The following is a 22863-nucleotide window of genomic DNA, read 5'->3' on the forward strand; positions in this document are numbered from 1 at the left end:
AGGGGCTAAAAAAGGATGTCATTTTTTCGTAATCAATTTGCTAATGTAGTGGAATGGGAAGAATTTCGTGAAGATATGATTTTTTATAAATGGAAAAATCGTGAAATTAAAAAGGGAAGTAAATTAATTATTCGTCCAGGTCAGGATGCTATCTTTTTAAACAATGGCAATATAGAAGGAGCTTTTCAAGAGGAGGGCGAGTATGACATTGAGTCGCAAATTGTCCCATTTCTATCCACTTTAAAAGGCTTTAAATTCGGATTTAATAGTGGAATGCGAGTAGAAGTGCTATTCGTCAATACAAAGGAATTTACAGTTAAATGGGGCACGAAAAACGCAATAAATATACCAGCAGCTGGACTTCCTGGTGGAATGCCAATAAGAGCAAACGGAACCTTTCAGTTTAAAGTAAAGGATTATATATCGCTGATCGATAAAATTGCTGGGATTAAAAATCAATATTTAGTAGAAGATGTAAAAATTCGCATTATCTCTGTACTGGATCAATTATTAATGAAGTGGATAGTCACAGAAGGTAAGGATATGTTCAATCTTCAAGCAAACTCCTTTGAAATTGCCAAAGGCATTCAAGAAGATTTAAATAGCCAGATGATGGAAAGCGGGCTTGCGATTACAGGCTTCCAGATTATGAGCTTCAGCTATCCAAAAGAAGTACAGGATATGATTAATAAAAATGCCTCACACGGAATGGTTGGCAATATAGATAAGTACCAGCAAGTCTCGCTGATTGATGGCATGGCTAATGGGAAAATGTCAGGCGGGGGTGCAGCGTCTGATATGGCTGGCATGATGATGGGAATGAATATGGCTAATCAAATGATGGATAAAATGAGTAAGCAAAATCAAAGCCAGGGGCAAAATCAGCAGCAAACGCCGGCTCAACAACCAACACCAGAAGCAGCACCCCAAAATCAAGAGAAAAAGCGTCCCAATTTTTGTCCGAATTGTGGAACGAAAACAGGGGAAGGCAATTTCTGCTCCAATTGTGGCCATAAGTTAGTATAAAAGCGACGCCAAAACGGTTTTCCATAGAGGGAAACCGTTTTGGGTTTATTGGTTGCTATTTTACAAACACAAAAAGCATTTTATTGACATTATATAGAAGGTGAGGTAAATTAGTTAGTATTCTAAGTAATTAAAAGGAAGGAATGAAAATGAAGGAGAGGGAGTTTGAAGTAAATTTTCAATATCTTATTCGCACCATTAATCATAAAATTAAGCTAAGTGGTGATAAAAGGTTGGAAGCGCATGGGATTACATTAGAACAGGCCCGTACTATGGGTTTCATTGATGCTCATGAGGAGCAGGGGATTACGCATAAGGATTTAGAAACAAGGTTTAATCGAAAGGGTTCCTCCATCAGTAGTATCATTCATAATTTGGAAAAAAAAGATTTTATAAAACGTACAATTGATCCAAAGGATGAGCGTAGAAAGTTATTGTCTCTTTCAGAGAAAGGGAAAAAAATCGTAGGTGATTTTGAAGTTTTTTTTGCTAATGCTGAGAATATGCTGGTTGAGGGTTTTAGTGATGAAGAGAAAAAGCAGCTATTTCATTTTTTAGAACGAATGAATGTAAATGTAGACAAACAACTTTAGCAAAGTGATATCTTACAGGGGATATCACCGTATATAGTTAGAGTTCTAAGTAAATAAAAAACTGAATTGTTTTTCGTTTTCAATACATTTAGATTAAGTACGGTTCAATGAATGAAGTCTGTTTATTACAACTAAATAGTTAGAAGTCTAATTATTTAGTTAGATTTCTAACTAAATAAAAAGAAAGTAGTGATAATATGGAAAAAGAAAATCTTTATTATTTTGAAAAAGCACCAATTGCTAAAGCAGTTGCCCATTTTGCTATTCCAATGATGCTTGGTATGTCAATGACAGTAGTTTATTCGATTTTAAATGCTTATTTTATTGGCTTTTTACAGGACACTGCGATGCTTACAGCTATTACACTAGCACTTCCAGTCTTTGCTTTAATCATGGCTTTTGGAAATTTAATAGGAATGGGAGGAGGTACCTATATATCAAGGCTTCTTGGTGAAAAAAATTATTATAGAGTAAAACAAGTATCTTCGTTTTCTATTTACAGTTCTATTTTATTAGGTTTATTAATCATTATAGCTACACTTCCATTTATAGATTCGATTGTTTCATTATTGGGTAGTAGCCTCCATTCCTTTGAGTATACAAAACAATACGTAATGATGTTAATTATTGGTTCACCGTTTATTATTTTATTTTTTACTATGGAACAATTAGTTCGATCAGAAGGTGCGGCAAATGTTTCCATGATTGGAATGATACTTAGTGTAGCCATAAATATTGTGCTGGATTTATTGTTTATTTTTGTTTTAAAGCTAGGAATTATGGGGGTCGCAGCAGCAACCATTCTCTCAAATATTATGGCTTGTATTTATTTTAGTTATTATATGGGAAAAAAGAGCAAATTCCTTACCTTATCTTTTCGGGATTTTTCATTCGAAAAAACTATCCTTAAGCATATTTTAACGATTGGGGTTCCGGTATTTTTGATGAATGTTTTTATGGGAGTTACAGCCCTCTTCTTTAATCACTTTATGATGATATATGGAGATAAAGCTGTTGCTGCTTATGGAATTTCCTCAAGATTACAACAGTTTCTAGAGTTTTTCATCATGGGTGTTTGTGAAGGTGTAGTGCCGTTAATAGCTTATTCCTTTACAGCAGATAGAAAGCGGATGAAAAAAGTTGTGTCGTTTACGAGTAAGCTTATACTAGGAATGGCCGTTCTTTTCGGATTAATCATCTTTTTTGCATCCAGCAACCTTATCGGTTTATTTACTAATGATATCGCATTAATTACTGTAGGAAGCTATATCTTAAAAGTAACGTTCTTATCTATGTTTTTATCTGGATTTACGTTTTTAATTATTGGGATGTTTCAGGCGACTGGTCAGGGAACTGCTGCCTTTGTTATGGCCTTTGTGCAAGGATTGGTGTTAATTCCTATTTTGTTTTTTGCTAATTTCACTTTTGGTTTTCATGGTGTCGTTTGGTCCCTGTTTTTAGCAGATAGTATTACATTCATAGTAGCCGCAGCAATACTATATGTATTAAGAAATAAATTAAATAGTCCTTCTGTGGAAGAGTTGCTGCAGGGAGAATAATACGCCAAAATAATGGATTCTTGCTTTGATAAACAAAAATGCAATATTGCTGTAATAGGGGAAGGGGAAGAAATACTACCTGTATTCTCAGCAATATTGCAGAGATAGTGTCTATTTATGTAAGGTATAAGGAGAACGAGAGAAATTTAATCTTTATCGGTTTACAATCAATAAATTATAAAGTAGTATGTAAGAGGTTTAAAGATTACAAGCAAGGAGTTGAATTTTTATGAGTACTCGAAAGTGTATGGAACCTGAACCAGAACCCACGGCCATGAAAGAGGAAGTCATATATAGCCCTTCCTTTAGAAGTTTGAATACTGATAAAGATTCAACTTTATTTGGCAGAGAATGTTGACTTCCTCTACAACAAGAGGAGGTAAAAGCATGAGAAAAATTTATATTTCAAATGAAGATGGAATGTTGCAGGAAACAGATAAAATAGTCAATGGCTGCTGGATCAATTTAATAGCACCAACAGAGCATGAGATAACAGAAATTGCAACAGGTTTAGATATTCCATTAGCGTTTATGAAAGATCCATTGGATGAAGAAGAGCGTTCAAGAATTGAAAAAGATGGGGAGAATATATTGATCATTGTCAATCTTCCGCTCGTTTCGTTTGATGAAAAAAAGACACAAATTTATGACACCATTCCATTAGGAATGATTATTTCCAAGAATTGCTTTATTACTGTCTGCTTAAAGGATAATCCTATTTTTCAACAATTTTCTGAAGGGAGAATGAAGAGCTTTTTTACGTACAAAAAAACTCGTTTTTCCTTGCAAATACTGTATAGTATGGCGACAGCTTATTTAAAATATTTAAAGCAAATCAGCAAGAAGACAGATAGCATTGAAAAAGAACTACAGCAGTCCATGAAAAATAAAGAGCTTTTCTCTTTGCTTAACATCGAAAAAAGTTTAGTGTACTTTACGACTTCTTTAAAATCGAATAATATTGTTATGCAAAAAATGCTCAAAAGTAATTATTTGAAAATGTATGAAGATGATCAAGAATTGTTAGAGGATGTTATCATAGAGAATCAGCAAGCAATTGAGATGGCTGAAACCCATATGTCGATTTTAAGTGGGATGATGGATGCCTTTGCTTCGGTTATTTCCAATAATGTTAATATGGTCATGAAGTTTCTCACATCCTTCACGATTATTTTATCCTTACCAACAATGGTTGCGAGCTTTTACGGAATGAATGTGCATATTCCATTTCAGGATATGTCCTATTCTTTCACCATTGCAATTATGATTTCCTTCCTATTATCAGGAATAACCGCTCTAGTCTTTTGGAAAAAGAAGTTCTTTTGACAATGTACAGCTCCTCCCTATGATAGGGAGGAGCTTCTTTAATAAAACGAACGAAATTCTTTCGGTGTAAACCCCGTTTCCTTTTTAAAGGTGGCAACAAAATGACTGGTGTCATTGAAGCCAGTTAAGAACGTAATGTCCTTGATTTTTATATCTCTATTGGTAACTAAGATTTCTTTTGCCTTTTTTATTCTGTATGCAAGGACATATTGATAGACAGAAACACCGACAAAGCGTCGAAAAAGCTTATTCAAATATTGTGGGGAGATATAGAGTCTCTTTGCGATATCGGCAATATCACATTTCTCTACATAGTTTGTTTCAATCCATTGGATACTTGGCCAAATATATTGCTGATATAAATCATTGGTATGGACGGTTCTATGTAAGCCATGGTCTCGTATATTTAATAAGAAGGTATACACATCAATGGAAAGCTGCTGCTGCTGGCTATTTTGGTTTTCGTTTTTTATACGGGACAACATTCTTCTCGTCCAATCACTGTAAGAAAAATCTGGGCAATCGTTGGCAAGATAGTAGGGAGCAGCTCCAAGGATATCTGCTATATTTGGCGAAAAACTACCGTTAATCGTTAAAAAATTTGTTTGCCAGCCATTGGCGGAAATAGCCTCATAGTAATGTGAAACAAATGGTGCAATCAGAATTCCTTCTGAAGGTCTTAAGCGGATTTTTTCATTTTCAATAGTGACCTCCCCTAACCCCTTTTCCGTTTGTAACCAATGGTAATACGGATAGCCATCCGCTCGCATAATCATTTCTTGCTCCCACTGATAGCCGATGCTTTCGATGGAAAAGGGGTTAGAACCATCTAATAAATTAAAATGTACTTCCATTTATGTATCCCCTTACATTAGGTTCATATTTTTATATAAACTAGTTACTCTTATTATACTTTTTCTTTATTTGCCTATCTATAATGAATGTATAAAAAAGGTGGAGGGATGAAGATGGCGAAAAAAGTATTTAACCGTATTTTATATGGAGGAGATTATAATCCGAATCAATGGCCAAAAGATATTTGGGAAGAGGATATGCGGATATTTAAAAAGGCGGGTATTAATTCAGCGACGATTAATGTTTTTTCATGGGCTAAAATTCAACCTTCTGAAGATGAATACTACTTTGAGGAGCTAGATGACATAGTTGAAATGCTGAGCAAGGATAAATATGACATCATCCTGGCCACGTCAACAGCTTCGTTACCAGCATGGATGGTAAAAAAATATCCTGAAGTAGCTCGAACAGATTATGAGGGCAGACACCATAAATTTGGACAGAGACATAATGCCTGCCCAAATAGTCTCGTTTACCAAAAGTATGCAAGTAAACTAGCGGGGAAATTAGCAGAAAGATACGGAGATAATCCATATGTTACTTGTTGGCATATTAACAATGAATATGGCGGCGAGTGTTACTGTGAAAACTGTGAAAAGGCATTTCGAGTGTGGCTGAAAAAACGATATCAAACGATTGAAGCATTGAACCAAGCATGGAATTTAGAATTTTGGGGTCATACCATCTATGCGTGGGATGAAATCGTTCTTCCGAATGCACTAAGTGAAGGAATTGGCAGTGATAAAACCGCATTTGCTGGAATATCTATCGATTACCGCCGCTTTAATTCCGATAGTATGCTGGAAAATTACAAGATGGAACGGGATGCTATACGAAAATATGATGCCGATACGCCCATCACCACAAATTTAATGGGCACTTATAAAAATTTAGATTACTTTAAATGGGCAAAAGAAATGGATCTCGTTTCATGGGATAATTATCCAAGCTATAATACACCATTGAGCTACACTGCGATGTGTCATGATTTAATGCGCGGGCTTAAAGATGGGCAGCCGTTCATGTTAATGGAACAAACCCCTAGCCAGCAAAACTGGCAGCCTTATAATTCCTTAAAGCGACCTGGAAAAATGCGGGCACAAAGTTACCAGACGTTAGCACATGGAGCAGATACGATTCAATTTTTCCAGCTGCGTCGTTCCGTCGGAGCATGCGAGAAATTTCATGGTGCTGTTATTGAGCATGTCGGCCATGAAAATACAAGAGTGTTTCGCGAGGTAAGGGAACTTGGGAATGAATTACAGAAATTAGGGGATGAATTTTTAGGCTCTACCATTCATAGTAAGGTTGGTATCATTTTTGACTGGGAAAACTATTGGGCACTTGAGTATACGAGTGGACCAAATAAAGATTTAAAATATGTTGATCAAATTCATCAATACTATCAATACTTTTATACAAAGAATATTTCAGTTGATATGATATCGGTTGATAGTGACCTTTCTAAGTATGACGTGGTCGTTGCCCCAGTTCTTTATATGATGAAAGCTGGGCTGGCAGAGCGAATCACCGCATTTGTGGAAAATGGCGGACATTTGGTTACTACTTTTATGAGTGGAATAGTTAACGAATCAGATAATGTCTATCTTGGCGGTTACCCAGGGCCATTAAGAGAAATAGCAGGAATCTGGGTCGAGGAAATTGACGCATTAGCCCCAGAACAAAAGAACGGGGTTGAATTTGTGGATGGTAATGTCTATGTCTGTCAGCTGCTATGTGACATTATTCATCTAGAAGGAGCAGAGACCGTTGCTTTTTATAAAGAAGATTTTTACGGAAATACACCAGCTATTACAAAAAACACTTATGGAAAAGGGACTGTATGGTATGTTGGTACACAGGTAGAAGAGGACGGTCTTACTCATTTATTGAACCAAGTGATAGAAGGAACAGAGGCAAAGCCGATTTGTTCGCACGGAGAGGGCTTGGAAATTACCAAAAGAGATACAGACGAAGCTTCGTTTTATTTTGTCATTAACCAACAGGTAAACAAGCAGCTATTACCGAAAGATCTGGTTGGCAAAGTTAATCTACTAACTGGAGAAGTGGTGAAGGAAGCTGTGGAATTAAAGCAATTTGATGTACTTATATTGAAATAAAAATTACGTGGAGTTTGGCTACATCGAATAAGTTGATGTAGCTTTTTTATTTGGGAGGAAGGTGGATGGTATTTTACCTGATAGATGAAGGGGCGGGCGAGATGACGCTGCTGGAGGGGGGGGGAAGTCACAATTTGTGAGAGAGAAGGGAAAAGTGGTGTTCATGGAGGGGATGAAAACCACAATCCTGGGAGACCGAGGGGAAAGTGGCGTTCATGGAGAGGATGAAAGCCACAATCCGGGGAGGCTGAGGGAAAAGTGGTGTTCATGGAGAGGATGAAAGCCACAATCCGGGGAGGAAGAGGAAAAAGTGGTGTTCATCAAGCAAATGAACACCACAATGCAGGAAGACCGAGGAAAAAATGGTGTTCATCAAGGGGATGAAAGCCACAATTCAGGAAGACCGAGAAAAAAATGGTGTTCACCAGCAAATGAACACCACAATCCAAGAAGGCCGAGGAAAAAATGGTGTTCATCAAGCAGATGAAAGCCACAATCCAAGAAGACCGAGAAAAAAATGGTGTTCACCAAGCAAATGAACACCACAATCCAAGAAGGCCGAGGAAAAAATGGTGTTCATCAAGCGGATGAAAACCACAATCCAGGAAGGAAGAGGGAAAAGAGGTGTTCATCAAGCAAATGAACACCACAATCCAAGAAGGCCGAGGAAAAAATGGTGTTCATCAAGGGGATGAAAGCCACAATCCAGGAAGACCGAGGGAAAAGTGGTGTTCATTAAAAGAAGATTTAAAACAAAAAGAAAAGGTGCTTTTCTTCCAACACCTTTTCTTTAGACGTAAAGTTTTATTCTATTAATTTGTACGACTTTTATCAGATCGACTACACGGGATTACTATAATAAGTAATGAAATTTATATCTTGATCGTAATTTCCAAACCCTTTTCCAAATAAAGTAACGCCGCCAAGATTTTCTGCATCTTCTTTTACTTCTACTTTTAAATCCCACATCCCACTTTGTTCTTCGCGAAACTGATCAATGGTAGTATCGGATAATTTTTTGCCATCAGCATAAACGCCATGCTTAGTGATGCGGATAGTAAGTAAGATACCGTATTGGTTGGTATCATTTGGCCACCAGCCGGGGGTAAAACGGCCTCTTGTATCAGAGAAGTCTCCTGGACTGGTCCATGTACACAGTTCTTTACCGTTTAAAGAAAACGTAATATCAGAAGGCCAGACATTATTCGAATAAGGAAATTCAGAAGAAGCTTCCAAGACAATATCAATCATCTCTAGTTTATCTTTTTCTTTCAGAATGGAAGGAATACGATATTCAATAAATCCTTTTGTGAACCACAGGATAGCTGCTTGGTTTTTTTCTGGATCCATAAAGTATTTAGGATCATCGTATTCGCCGATAGCTTTAGCGATAGTCGCCAGGCCGCAGGTAGGGTAAACTTTAAAATTAAAATAGTGACCTACAGGAATTTCTTGTTTATAGGTTTCAAAAGCAGAGTAAATCTTTTGAGGAAATTGTATTTCGATTCGATCTACTTTTAGGATAGCAATTTTTTGCAGACCAGATTTGCCAGGGATCGTTTCAGTTTTTACTAAACCTGCATCACTCATTTTTGTAATATGTCTACTGACTATTGCACTGCTTATATTCAATTCCTTTGCGAGTTCGCCAATATTCATTTTTTTCTTGGATAATAATTTAATAATGTTTATTCGTGTAGAGCTGGATAGAACCTCGTACACAGGGATAGAATTTTCCGATATATCTAATTGCATCTTTGGTACCCCCTTTATTACTATTATATTACTACAAGAATAAATGAATAGCAAAATCAAATATTTTATATAACCAACAGGTTAATCAATATTAATATTTTTGTCATAATAGTATACTAACTAGTTATTGACAACGCTTTCTTATTGTATTATATTTTAGTCATGAGTTTATCTTTTTAACTATGTAACTAGCAATAGTAGAAAGGAGGATATCGTACATAGTATTGTGAACAACTTAGTATCCTGTTATTGTTTTTCCAAAAATTGAAAATGGAGGAATCACAACATGCAAGTGAATTTATTAGTTGATAAGCAAGGACCAACAATAAGTAAATATATTTATGGACAATTTGCAGAACATCTAGGACGGTGCATTTATGAAGGTGTTTGGGTTGGTACCGACTCTGATATTCCAAATGAAAATGGAATTCGTAAAGATGTGGTAAATGCATTAAAAGAGATTCAAATTCCTGTAGTTCGTTGGCCAGGTGGTTGTTTTGCTGATGAATATCATTGGAAAGACGGGATTGGACCAATAGAGAATAGAAGTACAATAGTGAATACACATTGGGGCGGAGTAACCGAAAATAATCACTTTGGTACACATGAATTTTTTGAATTGATCCGCCAATTAGATTGTGAAGCGTATATTAATGGGAATGTAGGAAGCGGTACAGTCCAAGAAATGCAAGAATGGGTGGAGTATATGACCATGAATGGCGAATCTCCAATGGCAAACCTCCGCCGGCAAAATGGCCAGGAGGAAGCTTGGAAAGTAGCATTTTTTGGTGTAGGTAATGAATCTTGGGGCTGTGGCGGAAATATGCGTCCAGAATATTATGCGGACCTTTACCGGAGATATCAGACCTATGTTCGGAAATATGGAGAGCATAATATCTACAAAATTGCCTGTGGGGCAAATGTAGATGACTATAATTGGACAGAAGTATTAATGAAAAATGCAGCAAGATTTATGGATGGAATCAGCCTGCACCATTACTCCATTCCAACCAGAGTATGGCAGGATAAAGGCGATGCTGTAAATTTTCCAGAAGAACAGTGGTATTCTGTATTAGAGCATGCTCAGTACATGGACGAATTGATTACAAAACACAGTACAATAATGGATAAATATGATCCCGAAAAACGTGTTGGTTTAATTGTAGACGAGTGGGGAGCTTGGTATAACGTAGAACCTGGAACAAACCCTGGCTTCTTATATCAGCAAAATACTATTCGTGATGCTATGCTTGCTGCAATTACATTAAATATTTTCCATAAGCATGCAGACCGAGTTCATATGGCAAATATTGCGCAGATGGTGAACGTTTTGCAGGCAATGCTATTAACAGAAGGGGAGAAAATGATCAAAACCCCTACTTATCATGTTTTTGATTTGTATAAACATCATCAGGATGCAGAGTTAGTTGATTCTTATGGGGATGAAAGTAATCATGTAACATATACAGTTTCTAAGAAGGATGGAAAATTAACCGTTTCTCTATGTAACTATGATTTAACGGAAACGAGAGAAATTACCCTTTCCAGAGAAAAAGGGGAGTTTGAAATAGTGGAAGCAGAATATATTACGGCAGATACAATGAATGCCCATAATACATTTGAAGAACCAGAGGCTGTAGCAAAAAAAGAGTTTACTAGCTATATAGTAGAGAAAGGAACATTAAAGGTTACTTTACCGCCTATGAGTGTTGCAAGCATCATAACAAAGGAAAACTAAGATGGCTTGTGTAGGCTGCGAGCTAAAGGAACAAGTTAGTCAATTAGATGTTGATACACTTGTTCAAGAACAGCTTTCTTTCGAAGTAGATTTAGCGCGAGAGGAAATAAGAGAGCTGCGATTGAGCATATGTGCCAAATGCGAACACCTAAATCAGCATACATGTGGAAAATGCGGATGTTTTGTTCGCTTCCGTGCTAGCTTAGACAAAAAAAGCTGTCCTGATAAAAAGTGGTAGGACTAATAAGAATGAAATATCGAGTGAGATAAAGGGAGGCAGCACATTGCTGCCTTCTTTCTTTATGAATAAAAGTACAAACAAATATTTTTTAGAGAAAAAGGTGTAATCTTTTTAAGAGAAGGGAAAGAAAAAAGCAAAAAATGTATGGAAAAAAATTGGCTGCAACCTTATAATAAACTTTTGAATTTAAATGGAAAAATAAAATTTTTTTATAAGATGAACTTATGCAAAAGAGTAATAAAAATTTTTTAGCGTTTATCTAAAGACAAATATTTTTTAGGGTGATAAAAAAGTAAGAGCCTTCTTTTTAAATGAAAAGTCGAATGAAAACAGTCTGTATCAAATGTTAGTTAAATTCATTCAAAATTATTCGACAAGGAAATATAAAAATCTATCAAATTTAAGCGATAATTGTTGACAAAAAAATATAAAAGTACGTTATTGACTCTTACCTCAAAAAAGGATTATATAGTCTTAGACACAATATATTGAAACGGAATATCGACATCTATCTATATTTAGTAGACTTTGTAAGAAATGGAGCGTATTGCTTAAAATATAGCTTTTTTTCTTTTTTTTATTCAAGTCTTTGCAAGGAGGGAGAATTAGTGCTTATTGTTTATGACAGTAAGACGGGAAATGTACGAAGATTTTTTAATAAATTAGGACTTCCAGCAAATAAAGGAATCGAGATAAGCGCTGGGTTAAAAGTTCATGAACCATATATACTATTAACTTACACAACCGGGATGGGACAAGTTCCTCAAACAACTTTAGACTTCCTTAAAATAAATCATCCAAACCTTCATGCTGTAGTTGCCAGTGGAAATAAAAACTGGGGCCAGAATTTTGCTTTAAGTGCTAATAAAATATCAACCATGTACGGAGTACCAATCTTACATAAATTTGAAATGAGTGGTATGCCTGAAGATGTAGAGATAGTTAGAGAAAGGGTGCAAAGTATTAGCTATGAGACATATAGAACTAAACAACGAAGTGACACAGCTTAATGAAAAGGGGTTTTTCCGCCTCGAAAAAGATAAAGAAGCTGTTGCTGAATTTCTAGAATCTGAAATCAATCCAAAATTGATTCGTTTTGACTCTATTGAACAAAGATTTAAATATATGGTGGAAGAGGACTTCTATTATCCACAGGTTTTAGAACAATACAAGATTTCGGAAATTGAGGAAATTACAAAGCTTGTATATGCATATGAATTTGAGTTTCAATCCTATATGGCCATATCCAAATTTTATAAAGATTATGCCTTAAAAACAAATGACAAGAAGCAATACCTTGAAACATATGAGGACCGAATTATTATTGTTGCTTTATTCTTGGGACAAGGTGATTTCGAAAAAGCAAAGAAAAATGCAATCGCAATGATTGAACAGCGTTACCAGCCTGCTACACCTACTTTCTTGAATGCAGGTAGAAGTCGCCGTGGTGAGATGGTTTCTTGCTTCTTATTAGAAATGGACGACTCTTTAAATTCGATTTTCCATAATATTAATACATCTGGACAGCTATCGAAAATAGGAGGAGGCGTAGCCCTTAACCTTTCGAAGCTTCGTGCCCGCAATGAGCAAATAAAAGGAATTGATAATGCTGCATCAGGTGTAGTGCCTGTCATGAAGCTTCTAGAAGATACTTTTTCTTATGCAAACCAATTGGGGCAGCGAAAAGGCGCAGGTGCTGTCTACTTAAATATTTTCCATTGGGACATTGTGGAATACTTAGATACAAAGAAAATCAATGCCGACGAGAAGTCGCGGATCCAAACACTTTCAATCGGCTTAATTGTGGAAAATAAATTCTTCCAATTAGCGAAAGAAAACAAAGACCTATACGTATTCGCACCATTCAGTGTGTACAAGGAATATGGCATTCATATGGATGACATGAGAATGGATGAAATGTATGAGGAGCTTGTAGCTAATCCGAACGTGAAAAAACGTGTCATTATGTCTGCACGTGAAATGCTGACAAAAATCGCACAAATCCAATTGGAGTCTGGTTATCCATATTTTATGAATAAATCAAATGCCAATAAAGGACATGCTCTTAAAGATATTGGACAAATTAAAATGAGTAATTTATGTACAGAGATTTTCCAGCTTCAAGAGACATCAGAAATTACGGATTATGGACAAGAAGATATTATTCGCCGTGATATTAACTGTAACTTAGGCTCTTTAAACATCCCAAATGTGATGAAGCCAGGCGAAGTATTCAGAGATTCTGTTCATGTTGGTATTGAAGCATTAACTACTGTATCAAATATTTCAGACATTCAAAATGCTCCATCTGTTAAAAAAGCTAATGAAGAACTTCATGCAGTCGGTTTAGGGGCGATGAACCTTCATGGCTATTTAGCGAAAAACAAGATTAGCTATGAGTCAGAAGAAGCAAAAGATTTTACTGCTACTTTCTTTATGATGATGAACTTCTATTCTATTGAGAAGAGCATGTTAATAGCTAAAGAAAGAGAAGAAACATTTAAAGAGTTCGAAAAATCGGAGTATGCTAAAGGAACTTATTTTGAAAAATATAAACAAGTAAGCTTTGCTCCGAAAACAGACAAAGTAAAAGAACTATTTGCAGGTATTTATATTCCAACTTGTGAAGACTGGGCAGAATTAGCTGCACAAGTGCAAAAACATGGGATGTATAATGCGTATCGCTTGGCTGTTGCACCAACCCAGTCAATAGGGTATATCCAAAATGCGACAGCATCGGTAATGCCGGTTGTTAACCAAATTGAGTCTCGCACTTATGCTAACTCTACGACTTATTATCCGATGCCATATATGGATGAAACGAACTTCTGGTATTATAAATCAGCGTTTGATATGAACCAATTCAAGGTAATGGACTTAATCGCTGCAGCTCAAGAGCATGTTGACCAAGGGATATCAACGATTCTTTACGTAAACTCAGATGTTTCTACGAAAGAATTAGCTCGTTATTATATTTATGCAAATGAAATTGGATTAAAATCACTTTACTATACAAGAACTCGCAATCTAGCTATTGATGAGTGCATTGCATGTGCCGTTTAAGAGAAGAATGAAGAAGTAGGAGGAGGAAACTCCTCCTGTTTTCTGGAATTACTGGGGGTAATAAAATGACAAAGTATGCTGTTAACTGGAATCAGCATGAAGATGATTTCACACAAATGTTCTATACACAGAATACTAGACAGTTTTGGCTGCCAGAAGAAATCAGCCTTTCTTCTGATAAAAATACTTGGGTGGAATTGTCGAAAGAGGAGCAAGATACTTACAAAAAAGTACTTGGTGGTCTTACGCTGCTGGATACAGAGCAAGGTGGCGAGGGAATGCCGCTAATTGGCATGCACATTGAAGGATTGCAGCGTAAGGGCGTTCTTTCTTTTATGGGGATGATGGAGCAAATCCATGCTAAATCGTATTCCACTATTTTTACTACATTAGCGTCTGAGGAAGAAATTGACGAAGTATTTAATTGGGTGCATAATCACCCACAGCTACAAGCAAAGGGAAAACGTATCTCTGAATATTACCAGAAGCTGTTTAGCCCGAAAATAAACAAATATGATCTATATATGGCAATGGTTGCTTCCGTTTATTTGGAATCATTCCTTTTCTATTCCGGCTTCTTTTATCCTCTATTTTTAGCTGGACAAGGAAAGCTAACTGCTTCAGGTGAGATTATTAACTTAATCATTCGGGATGAGAGCATTCATGGGGTCTATGTTGGGCTTCTCGCTCAAGAATTATATGCACAATTGACACCAGAGGAACAAGAACAAGCTACTCGCGAAAGATTAGCATTACTAGATTCTCTATATGAGAATGAATTGGAATATACACAGGATTTATATCAGCAAATCGGATTAGTCGAGGAAGTAAATAAATTTATCCGTTACAATGCCAATAAAGCTTGTATGAATCTTGGCTATGAACCTGTCTATCCTTCCGAACCAATCAACCCGATTGTTGAAAATGGCATGAAGACAGATACAAAGAACCATGACTTCTTTTCTGTAAAAGGAAATGGTTATGTCAAAGCGACAAAAGTAGAACCTATATCAGATGATGATTTTGTTTTTGATTGGAAGTAAGGCAAGCTATTAAAAAGAATAGTTTAGGTGAGTGCTAGTGCTCGATAACTACCTCGAAATCCCCTCTGCTTGCGGAGGGGATTTTTTTGCCTTCTTCTCATAAGGTTGCGCCTATATTTTACGGTTCGGTACACTGGGATAAACGTAAAATGAATTTTTTTACAAAAAGTGCAACTTTATGTATGGATGAAACGTGGTCTAGGTGAAAGGGGGAAAAAGTTTGGAGCTAGATGATGCATATCGCATGTATGTAAATGAATTATATCGTTATCTATATTCCCTTTCAAAGGACCATCATACTGCAGAGGACTTGGTACAAGATGCCTTCTACCGAGCATATAAACAATTAGATACTTATGACATTCTGGAAATCAAACCATGGTTATTCAAAGTAGCTTATCATGCATTTATCGATTACACCCGAAAAAGAAAACGAATTGTTCTAAAGGAATCCTTTCAGGAGGAAATAAACAATTCCACACCAGAAAGTAAAATCGTGCATAAAGAAAGCTTTAACCAGCTCTTATACTATATATCCCAGCTTTCAGAGAAAGAAGCAAATGCGATTATTTTGTGTGATTTCCATCAGTTTCCTTATAAAGAAGCAGCTGCAGTGCTAAATCTAAAAGAAAATACGGTGAAGAGCCATGTCTTCCGCGGAAGAAAAAAATTGAACAGGATGGTTCAAAAGGCAGAGGAAAATAGCATGGGAAAGAAAGGCAGGTAACTTATGAAAAAAGATGGATTTAAAGAAGAAGAAGAGAAAGATTATCTAAATAAAATCCAAGAGGCAATAGATGAATTTGAAGCAGAGACCCCATTTACAGATAAGGATCAGCAATTGATTGTAAGAAGAGGGAAAGTGGAGGCAAGACTTACCAACATTTTATATAGTCTTACCATTCTCCTCCTTATCATCCCGGCTGCAACGCTAGGGAGCTATCTTTACTACGGAATAGGAAATAAGGCGAATGATTTAATTGATATCATGGACAAAACGATTTATATTACCAAACCGAATGTAAGCTTAGAAGAAATGGAGATTGACAGCAAGATAGGCTTCTTCAATATGGATTTATCCTATGATCTATATAAAAGGGTAGGAAAAAAGGATGTTCGAATTGGAGATTCAAAGGCTCACTTCACCTTTAGTACGCCTTCTTTTCCAGATACAAGTTTTATTACAGAAAAACCATTTACTGAATACCGCGATGAGGATAAGGAAGTATTATTTCACCCCCATAGAGCAATTCCTTATACAGTTAAACAAGACGAAACGGTATTAAAAGGATTGCCGGATGGAACTGTTGCAGAGGCTTTTGTTTCATTTGACCAATTATATACAGAAAAAGAGCTTTTTAGTGAATTTCCAAAGGATATAGATTTAATTTGGTTCGCAGTTGATACAGGTTTAGAAGAGAAAAATTTAAGTGCAGATGGCGATTATATTTCCCCTATTGGATATCCGGCACAAGAAGATCCTGATAATTGGTCTCCTTTTAATAGCGATGAAATAAACAGTAAGCAATTCATGGAAATACTTACGTTTCTAAGCAAAAATCAAGAAACGGCAGAAACGATTGCGGAAAGACCCCTGGCTTTGCCTGAGAGAATCGCCTATCTGCAGAAAAATGGTATTCACATTTATGGAGCTGTTGTAACAGGGCCAAAAGAATCGCTTGTTAAGCTGCAGGACAACGATATGGTTAAAGGAATGAAGCTAGGGGAAGTGAGGTTATGGAATTGGTATTGAAAAAACAAAGAATAAGATCAACAAAAAATACATGGACTGGACTTGTTTCATTTTTATTAAGCTTAGTTGCATTAACAGGAATAAACTTAGGGCTTATTTTTGAGGTGGATATTTTTCCTGAATTAGTCTTTACAAAAATCCCATTCATTAGTTTGCTTTTAGGGATAATTGGTTTATTTACAAGAAATAGGTCAAGGGCGTTTGCGATTATAGGTATTTCTCTTAGTGTTTTTATTTTCGTTTTCTTCATTATGATGTTTGGCTTAGCCTGGACAATCAATCCAAAACCATAAGCTGAAAAAAGCTACTATTAAGGTAGCTTTTTTATTTTAAAAAGAAAGAAATTTCATAATCCGAAAAATTTTTAGAAATTATGGTGAATATTTTCATTATTTGTAATACAATAACTCTTTGTGGGGAGGAGAAAGAATGAACTTATTAAGAACTACTTTACAGCATTTTAAACCATATTGGCGCAAGTTACTGATTGCCTTATTTTTCTCATTAGTTGGCGGTGCGTTTACGATTCTACCTCCAATCCTTGTCGGGAAATTGGTAGACGAAGTAATCGGTGATAAACCGATAGCCTTTATATTATGGATTGTTTTCGGAATATTAGCAGCATTTTTAGGAAAAGCGCTATTTGAATCCTTACAAGAATTTGTACAGGTGAAGATTGGTTTTGATGTTATTACAGATATGCAGATTCGTGCCTTTAAAAGGCTTCATCGAACACCGATGTCCTTTTTCTCGAATACACCTCGTGGAGACATGTTATATCGCCTGACCCATGATGTAGAATCTATTCAGAATTTGAACAATACCGTGGTACCTCGGATTCTTCAGCAAGTGATTAGTGCGGTAGCGGCTTTTATCACCGTGTTTGCAATATATTGGCCAGCAGCGATTGTGATGTTCGCAGTATTTGCTATTTATATTTTTCCATCCTTTAAATTAGGGAAGACCATGCGGAAGATGAGTGCCGTACAAAGAGACATGAGTGCAGATATGTATCAGCATCTCCAGGAAAGCATTGAGAGTGTTCGACTAGTAAGAACCTATCAAACACAAAAAGACGAAATAGCAACTCAAGAGCAGAAACTAACAAATTGGAAAAATTATTCTATCCGGGCAGCTTTAATCGGAAAAGTCAATTGGCGTCTTGGAAATTTATTTAATATTGCTACACCTGGTGTGGTGATGCTTATTGGCGGATTGGCAATTTGGCAAGGGAATATTACGGTTGGAACACTTATTTCCTGCTTGAATTTTATTCCGATTATGTTTCAGCCAGTTCGTTCCTTAGCGGAAAATGCTTTAACGATTCAGCAGGCGATTCCTGCTTTACAACGAATCTACGAATATTTTGATCTGCCAGAAGAGCATGAACAAAATCTTCCGAATTTTGGTTCAGTCCAAGGGGAAATTGATTTACATAATATTTGGTTCTCCTATCCAGGAAGTGAGAAGCAAGTATTAAAAGGTGTGTCGGTATCGGTAGAGAAAGGAAAGCATATCGGTATTGTTGGAACGAGTGGGGGCGGAAAGAGTACACTTATTCAAATACTGCTGGGATTATATGAACCGGAGAAAGGTTCTGTCACCATCGATGGAAAAGATCTCTTTGCTTATAATCGCAATAGTTTTCGCAGACAGGTAGGTGTGGTCTCACAAGAAACCTTTCTATTAAATAGTACGCTTCGCAACAATCTTTTATATGGTAAACCAGATGCAACGATGGAAGAGCTGGAACAGGCTGTGGAAGCGGCAGGGTTAAAAGAGCTGATTGATTCTTTAGAGGATAAATATGAAACGATTGTCGGAGAACGCGGTTTAAAACTATCTGGAGGTCAAAGACAGAGGGTTGCCCTTGCACGAGCGATATTGCGCCAGCCGCCAGTATTGATTTTTGACGAAGCGACGTCATCCCTAGATGGGGAAACAGAAGAGAAGGTTCAAGAATCGCTGGAACAGTTAATTCCAGGGAGAACAACCATTACGATTGCCCATCGCTTGATAACCGTTAGAAAGGCAGATACTATCCTTTTGCTTGATCAAGGAATGGTTGCCGAACAAGGAACTCATGAAGAGCTGCTAGCGTTAAAAGGGCAGTATTACCAATTATATCGAGCACAATATAGCGAGCTAGAAAAGGAGATGATTGGATGAGTAAGCAGAAAATCTCCAACCAAAAGCAAATGGGCGACGGCAAACGTGTTATTCGATTTTTAATGCCTTATAAGAAATGGGTAATTGGCGATTCTATCGTTATTGCGATTAGCCAAGTTTTTTCTGCATTAATACCAACTTTAGCATTGAGCTGGCTCATTGATACCATCCTGCCAAGTGAGAATCATACATGGTTATGGGGATTAATGTGGTTATTGGTATTATCTGCTGTATTAGATTTAGGAATGATGATAATTGATGAGTATTTTTGCCATATTACAGCAAAGTCTGTTACAAATAGGCAAAAACTACGATTATTTGGACATCTGCAAGTACTGCCTTTTTCGTTTTATCAAAACAATTCATCTGGAGAATTGCTAGCACGAACTTCGGATGATCCAGATACCCTTCATAATTTTTTAGCATGGGAAGGGTCAACTTTTATGGCGAGTGCACAAGGGGTAGTGATTTATAGTATCGTTCTACTTTTCATTCACCCGTATTTAATGATCACAAGTGTTGTGCTTGGAATCCTTTTTTATTGGGCATCGAACTATGTTGGCGCAAGAACGAGAGCAGCATCAGCGGACGCTCGGGCAGAAGCCTCTAGATATTTAGAGAGATTAAGAGAATCTGTAACAGGTATTCATCTTTCCCGAGTAATGGGTGTTTCCGATAGTGAAGTGGAAAGTGTTATTTCCATTAGGGATTCTTTTGTGAAACATTCTCTAAAAGAATTAAAAGCAAGAATGCAATCGGTTGTAGTGATTGCAAGTTATAATGGTTTTGCATTAGGTCTAGTATATTTTATTAGTACATTACTTATTTGGAATAACGATTTAACAAGTGGTCAAATGCTTACGGCAGGTGGCTTAGTAACTATTGCAGCAAATGAAATGCAGCGACTTCTTCGGAATTGGCTTTCGGTCAGAAGAACAGGACCAGCGTTGGATCGCTCGGATATTTTGCTGTCACAACCAGTATCGGAAGCAGAAACGAAGCAAGGGTTGAAGGGAACAAGAGCAAAGGGTGACGTTCGTTTGAAAGATGTTTCCTTTGTTTACCCTGATAAAGAGGAGAATGTCTTAAAGGGTGTTTCATTTACCATTAAGGCAGGAGAAAAAATAGCGTTAGTTGGACCAAGTGGTTCAGGGAAATCAACGATTATTGACTTGCTGTTTCGATTATATGATACGACAGAAGGATCGATTGAAGTAGATGGTCGAGAAATTAAAGAATGGGATACAGATTGGCTTCGCTCACAAATGGCCATTGTCACCCAAGATGTATTAATGCGAAGTGGGACATTAGCAGATAATTTACGAATCGGCAAAAAAGAGGCAACAGAGGAAGAATTGGATGAGGTTCTCCGTGCGAGCGGTTTAGGTGAATTAGTAGACTCCCTTCCAGATGGACTAAATACAAAAGTTGGCGAAAGAGGAAGCCTTCTCTCTGGCGGTCAAAAACAGCGTCTGTCCTTAGCAAGGGCCATTCTAAAGGATGCGCCGATTCTTGTTTTGGATGAAGCAAGTTCGGCACTAGATCCAATTACAGAGGCGAAAATTAATGAAGCGGTTTTGAAAACAACGAAGAAACAAACGATATTCATTATTTCTCACCGGTTATCAACCGTATTAGCCGCAGATCGTATTATCGTATTAGATAATGGAGTAATTGTCGAAGAAGGCACCCATACAGAACTGTTACAGAATAATAATGGAGTATACACGCGTTTATTCAAGCGGGAAACAGATATAGGAGAAGCAACCGTCAATCATACAAATGCACAGTTGCTATAATTAAAGGCAAGGAACAGTAATTTCTTATGAGAGAGATTACTGTTCTTTTTGTGGTTGGAGGAGGAGAAAAGGGAACAGAGAAATGTCGAAATACTCATTTATGAAATAGAAGTGGGCTCGTTCGCTTTTTGTAGGGAAACAAAAGAATAAACGGATAAAAAATACATCGCAGAATATAAAAGTGCTATAGTTATTCTATAGTCGAAATATTCTGAGTGGGAGTAGGGGAAAGAATGACAAATATAATAAGGGAATCCTATAACAAAACAACCTATAAACTAGGCAATCATGGCAAAAGAAATGTCCAAGTATTAAAAGAAGCGTTACAAGAAATAGATGAAAATGCAGAAAGTGATATTTACGGACAAGGAAAAATAATAGAAGACTTTCAGCAAAAAATGGCTGATCTATTAGGAAAAGAAACGGCTGTATTTTTTCCCAGTGGGACAATGGCACAGCAAATCGCACTCCGTATATGGTGTGATGAAAAAGACTTAGGAAAAGTCGCTTATCACCCATTAAGTCATTTAGAAATACATGAACAAGATGGATTAAAGAAGCTTCATAAAATAGAAACGATTCTTTTGGCCGATGAGACTAGAGTAATAGGGTTAGATGATATTAAAGAGATGGAGCGCGGAGTTGCCTGTGTGCTGTTAGAATTGCCGCAGCGAGAAATTGGGGGACAACTACCAAGCTTTGAAACATTAGAACAAATTTCATTCTATTGTAAAGAACAAGGCATTAAACTCCATCTTGATGGTGCAAGATTATTAGAGGTGCTCCCTTACTATCAAAAAACTGCTGCAGAAGTATGTGCATTGTTTGATAGTGTCTATCTGTCTTTTTATAAAGGAATTGGGGGAATTGCTGGGGCCATACTTGCGGGGAATGCTGATTTTACTAGTCAATCCAAGGTTTGGAAGCGAAGATATGGCGGTGATTTAATCAGTTTGTATCCGTATATTTTGTCTGCTGACTATTATTATGAAAAACGCGCTTCGAAAATGGCTGAATACTATGAATCTGCTAAAGAGCTGGCCGCACTATTTAATGGGTGCGAAGGAGTTCGCACTCTTCCGGTTGTACCAGTGTCTAATATGTTCCACGTTCATTTTGAGTTGGGAAAAGAAGAAGTAGAACAAATTTTAACTGTTGTTCATGAGATAGCAGGAATTGGAATAAGCGGCTATGTGAAGGAGATTGACGAGAAAAACTCATCCTTTGAAATCAGCTTAGGGGATGCTTATCAAGAAGTTCCGAAAGAGGCTGTCAGGGAAATGTTTAGTTTATTTGCTGAAAAAATAAAGAAGAGAAGAGGATGACATAATGGAAATTATCCAGCAATGGGTTCAGGAAGATAGTGATTATATTCGAAGAAAACTGGTTGCTTATAATATGGAGCAACTACCAGAAAAATTAAAAAGCCCCTATGAAAATATTAGTTTTGTTGTAAAAGATGATGAGGGCATAATCAAGGCAGGTATTACTGGTCATATGTTTTGGCAGCATATGCATATTGATTTCTTATGGGTGGACACGAGTGTCAGAAAAAAAGGATATGGAAGCGAACTGCTGGCAAAAATGGAACAAGCTGCATTAGAAAAAGGATGTACATTTATTTACCTTGATACGTTCAGCTTTCAAGCTCCGGCCTTTTATGAGAAGCATGGCTATGAAGTATTTGGGACATTAGATAACTTTTCGGAAGGTGTTAAACAATATTTCTTGCAGAAAAGGCTGGTTGATGAGAAGAAGTAGAAGATCTGTTTGGCTGAAAAGAGCAAAGATAGGATTGAAATTCCCTCGGTTATCCAAATAAA

21 protein-coding genes are annotated in these 22863 nt (G+C 36.8%); 19 read left to right on the top strand and 2 right to left on the bottom strand.

Annotated features, from left to right (window positions below; all coding sequences use genetic code 11):
• Positions 1-15: 15 nt before the first annotated feature.
• From NSQ92_RS01310 to NSQ92_RS01325, 4 genes are all read left to right on the top strand, one after another.
• Complete coding sequence (locus tag NSQ92_RS01310) at positions 16-1026, top strand: SPFH domain-containing protein (protein WP_341152288.1); 1011 nt, start codon at positions 16-18, stop codon at positions 1024-1026.
• A gap of 149 nt (positions 1027-1175) precedes the next feature.
• Entirely contained in the window at positions 1176-1619 is a 444-nt protein-coding gene (locus tag NSQ92_RS01315) for a MarR family transcriptional regulator (RefSeq protein WP_186440670.1), read from the top strand.
• 197 nt (positions 1620-1816) lie between these two features.
• Complete coding sequence (locus NSQ92_RS01320; RefSeq protein WP_341152289.1) at positions 1817-3178, top strand: MATE family efflux transporter; 1362 nt, start codon at positions 1817-1819, stop codon at positions 3176-3178.
• 387 nt (positions 3179-3565) lie between these two features.
• Positions 3566-4504, top strand: coding sequence for a magnesium transporter CorA family protein (locus NSQ92_RS01325; RefSeq protein ID WP_095259202.1), 939 nt, complete (start codon positions 3566-3568; stop codon positions 4502-4504).
• A 38-nt stretch (positions 4505-4542) separates the two neighbouring features.
• Here NSQ92_RS01325 and NSQ92_RS01330 read toward each other — a convergent pair whose 3' ends face one another.
• On the bottom strand, positions 4543-5358 hold the full coding sequence (locus tag NSQ92_RS01330) for an AraC family transcriptional regulator (RefSeq protein ID WP_095259203.1): 816 nt from the start codon (positions 5356-5358) through the stop codon (positions 4543-4545).
• Positions 5359-5472: 114 nt separating this feature from the next.
• On the opposite strand from NSQ92_RS01330, the gene NSQ92_RS01335 reads away from it, so the two are divergent.
• From NSQ92_RS01335 to NSQ92_RS01345, 3 genes are all read left to right on the top strand, one after another.
• On the top strand, positions 5473-7479 hold the full coding sequence (locus tag NSQ92_RS01335; protein WP_047941639.1) for a beta-galactosidase: 2007 nt from the start codon (positions 5473-5475) through the stop codon (positions 7477-7479).
• A 380-nt stretch (positions 7480-7859) separates the two neighbouring features.
• Entirely contained in the window at positions 7860-8018 is a 159-nt protein-coding gene (locus NSQ92_RS01340) for a hypothetical protein (protein ID WP_161798424.1), read from the top strand.
• Between the two features lie 85 nt (positions 8019-8103).
• Positions 8104-8295 (top strand): hypothetical protein, encoded by a 192-nt coding sequence (locus tag NSQ92_RS01345; protein ID WP_341152290.1) that lies wholly within the window; start codon positions 8104-8106, stop codon positions 8293-8295.
• Positions 8296-8319: 24 nt separating this feature from the next.
• Here the strand turns inward: NSQ92_RS01345 and NSQ92_RS01350 are convergent, their stop codons facing one another.
• Positions 8320-9234 carry an ArsR/SmtB family transcription factor gene (locus NSQ92_RS01350; protein ID WP_341152291.1) on the bottom strand — a complete coding sequence of 305 codons (915 nt, stop codon included), beginning with the start codon at positions 9232-9234 and terminating at the stop codon, positions 8320-8322.
• Between the two features lie 286 nt (positions 9235-9520).
• Here NSQ92_RS01350 and NSQ92_RS01355 point away from each other — a divergent pair, with 286 nt between their 5' ends.
• The 12 genes from NSQ92_RS01355 (at position 9521) to NSQ92_RS01410 (ending at position 22801) form a co-directional block, all read left to right on the top strand.
• Entirely contained in the window at positions 9521-10972 is a 1452-nt protein-coding gene (locus NSQ92_RS01355; RefSeq protein WP_095320577.1) for an alpha-N-arabinofuranosidase, read from the top strand.
• Between the two features lies 1 nt (position 10973).
• Positions 10974-11210, top strand: a complete 237-nt coding sequence (locus tag NSQ92_RS01360) for a DUF6171 family protein (protein WP_047945019.1) — start codon at positions 10974-10976, stop codon at positions 11208-11210.
• A 611-nt stretch (positions 11211-11821) separates the two neighbouring features.
• Positions 11822-12223: a class Ib ribonucleoside-diphosphate reductase assembly flavoprotein NrdI gene (gene nrdI / locus NSQ92_RS01365; protein WP_047945020.1), complete on the top strand. Its 402-nt coding sequence runs from the start codon at positions 11822-11824 to the stop codon at positions 12221-12223.
• Positions 12183-14276 (top strand): class 1b ribonucleoside-diphosphate reductase subunit alpha, encoded by a 2094-nt coding sequence (nrdE, locus tag NSQ92_RS01370; protein WP_047945021.1) that lies wholly within the window; start codon positions 12183-12185, stop codon positions 14274-14276. The genes nrdI and nrdE overlap by 41 nt, the downstream gene beginning before the upstream one ends.
• 65 nt (positions 14277-14341) lie before the next feature.
• Positions 14342-15319 (top strand): class 1b ribonucleoside-diphosphate reductase subunit beta, encoded by a 978-nt coding sequence (nrdF, locus tag NSQ92_RS01375; RefSeq protein WP_047945022.1) that lies wholly within the window; start codon positions 14342-14344, stop codon positions 15317-15319.
• 220 nt (positions 15320-15539) lie between these two features.
• On the top strand, positions 15540-16046 hold the full coding sequence (locus NSQ92_RS01380) for a sigma-70 family RNA polymerase sigma factor (RefSeq protein WP_047945023.1): 507 nt from the start codon (positions 15540-15542) through the stop codon (positions 16044-16046).
• 3 nt (positions 16047-16049) lie between these two features.
• Positions 16050-17072, top strand: a complete 1023-nt coding sequence (locus tag NSQ92_RS01385) for an anti-sigma factor (RefSeq protein WP_047945024.1) — start codon at positions 16050-16052, stop codon at positions 17070-17072.
• Complete coding sequence (locus NSQ92_RS01390; RefSeq protein WP_047945025.1) at positions 17057-17365, top strand: hypothetical protein; 309 nt, start codon at positions 17057-17059, stop codon at positions 17363-17365. Before NSQ92_RS01385 ends, NSQ92_RS01390 begins: the two co-directional genes overlap by 16 nt.
• Positions 17366-17501: 136 nt before the next feature.
• The gene (locus NSQ92_RS01395; protein ID WP_047945026.1) at positions 17502-19241 is read left to right on the top strand and encodes an ABC transporter ATP-binding protein; all 1740 of its coding nucleotides are present in this window, start codon (positions 17502-17504) and stop codon (positions 19239-19241) included.
• Entirely contained in the window at positions 19238-21040 is a 1803-nt protein-coding gene (locus NSQ92_RS01400; protein WP_061800626.1) for an ABC transporter ATP-binding protein, read from the top strand. The genes NSQ92_RS01395 and NSQ92_RS01400 overlap by 4 nt, the downstream gene beginning before the upstream one ends.
• 233 nt (positions 21041-21273) lie before the next feature.
• Positions 21274-22365 carry a threonine aldolase family protein gene (locus NSQ92_RS01405; RefSeq protein WP_047944669.1) on the top strand — a complete coding sequence of 364 codons (1092 nt, stop codon included), beginning with the start codon at positions 21274-21276 and terminating at the stop codon, positions 22363-22365.
• 4 nt (positions 22366-22369) lie between these two features.
• A complete protein-coding gene (locus NSQ92_RS01410) occupies positions 22370-22801 on the top strand; it encodes a GNAT family N-acetyltransferase (protein WP_047944668.1) in 432 nt (143 codons plus the stop codon).
• Positions 22802-22863 lie beyond the last annotated feature (62 nt).

This window comes from Niallia sp. FSL M8-0099 (genome assembly GCF_038006945.1).
In the GTDB taxonomy this organism is placed as follows: domain Bacteria; phylum Bacillota; class Bacilli; order Bacillales; family Cytobacillaceae; genus Niallia; species Niallia circulans.

Coding starts and splice junctions, on each gene's coding strand:
- NSQ92_RS01310 (WP_341152288.1), top strand. CDS start 16: ATGTCATTTTTTCGTAATCAATTTGCTAATGTAGTGGAATGGGAAGAA.
- NSQ92_RS01315 (WP_186440670.1), top strand. CDS start 1,176: ATGAAGGAGAGGGAGTTTGAAGTAAATTTTCAATATCTTATTCGCACC.
- NSQ92_RS01320 (WP_341152289.1), top strand. CDS start 1,817: ATGGAAAAAGAAAATCTTTATTATTTTGAAAAAGCACCAATTGCTAAA.
- NSQ92_RS01325 (WP_095259202.1), top strand. CDS start 3,566: ATGAGAAAAATTTATATTTCAAATGAAGATGGAATGTTGCAGGAAACA.
- NSQ92_RS01330 (WP_095259203.1), bottom strand. CDS start 5,358: ATGGAAGTACATTTTAATTTATTAGATGGTTCTAACCCCTTTTCCATC.
- NSQ92_RS01335 (WP_047941639.1), top strand. CDS start 5,473: ATGGCGAAAAAAGTATTTAACCGTATTTTATATGGAGGAGATTATAAT.
- NSQ92_RS01340 (WP_161798424.1), top strand. CDS start 7,860: ATGAAAGCCACAATTCAGGAAGACCGAGAAAAAAATGGTGTTCACCAG.
- NSQ92_RS01350 (WP_341152291.1), bottom strand. CDS start 9,234: ATGCAATTAGATATATCGGAAAATTCTATCCCTGTGTACGAGGTTCTA.
- NSQ92_RS01355 (WP_095320577.1), top strand. CDS start 9,521: ATGCAAGTGAATTTATTAGTTGATAAGCAAGGACCAACAATAAGTAAA.
- NSQ92_RS01360 (WP_047945019.1), top strand. CDS start 10,974: ATGGCTTGTGTAGGCTGCGAGCTAAAGGAACAAGTTAGTCAATTAGAT.
- nrdE (WP_047945021.1), top strand. CDS start 12,183: ATGAGACATATAGAACTAAACAACGAAGTGACACAGCTTAATGAAAAG.
- nrdF (WP_047945022.1), top strand. CDS start 14,342: ATGACAAAGTATGCTGTTAACTGGAATCAGCATGAAGATGATTTCACA.
- NSQ92_RS01385 (WP_047945024.1), top strand. CDS start 16,050: ATGAAAAAAGATGGATTTAAAGAAGAAGAAGAGAAAGATTATCTAAAT.
- NSQ92_RS01390 (WP_047945025.1), top strand. CDS start 17,057: ATGGAATTGGTATTGAAAAAACAAAGAATAAGATCAACAAAAAATACA.
- NSQ92_RS01395 (WP_047945026.1), top strand. CDS start 17,502: ATGAACTTATTAAGAACTACTTTACAGCATTTTAAACCATATTGGCGC.
- NSQ92_RS01400 (WP_061800626.1), top strand. CDS start 19,238: ATGAGTAAGCAGAAAATCTCCAACCAAAAGCAAATGGGCGACGGCAAA.
- NSQ92_RS01405 (WP_047944669.1), top strand. CDS start 21,274: ATGACAAATATAATAAGGGAATCCTATAACAAAACAACCTATAAACTA.
- NSQ92_RS01410 (WP_047944668.1), top strand. CDS start 22,370: ATGGAAATTATCCAGCAATGGGTTCAGGAAGATAGTGATTATATTCGA.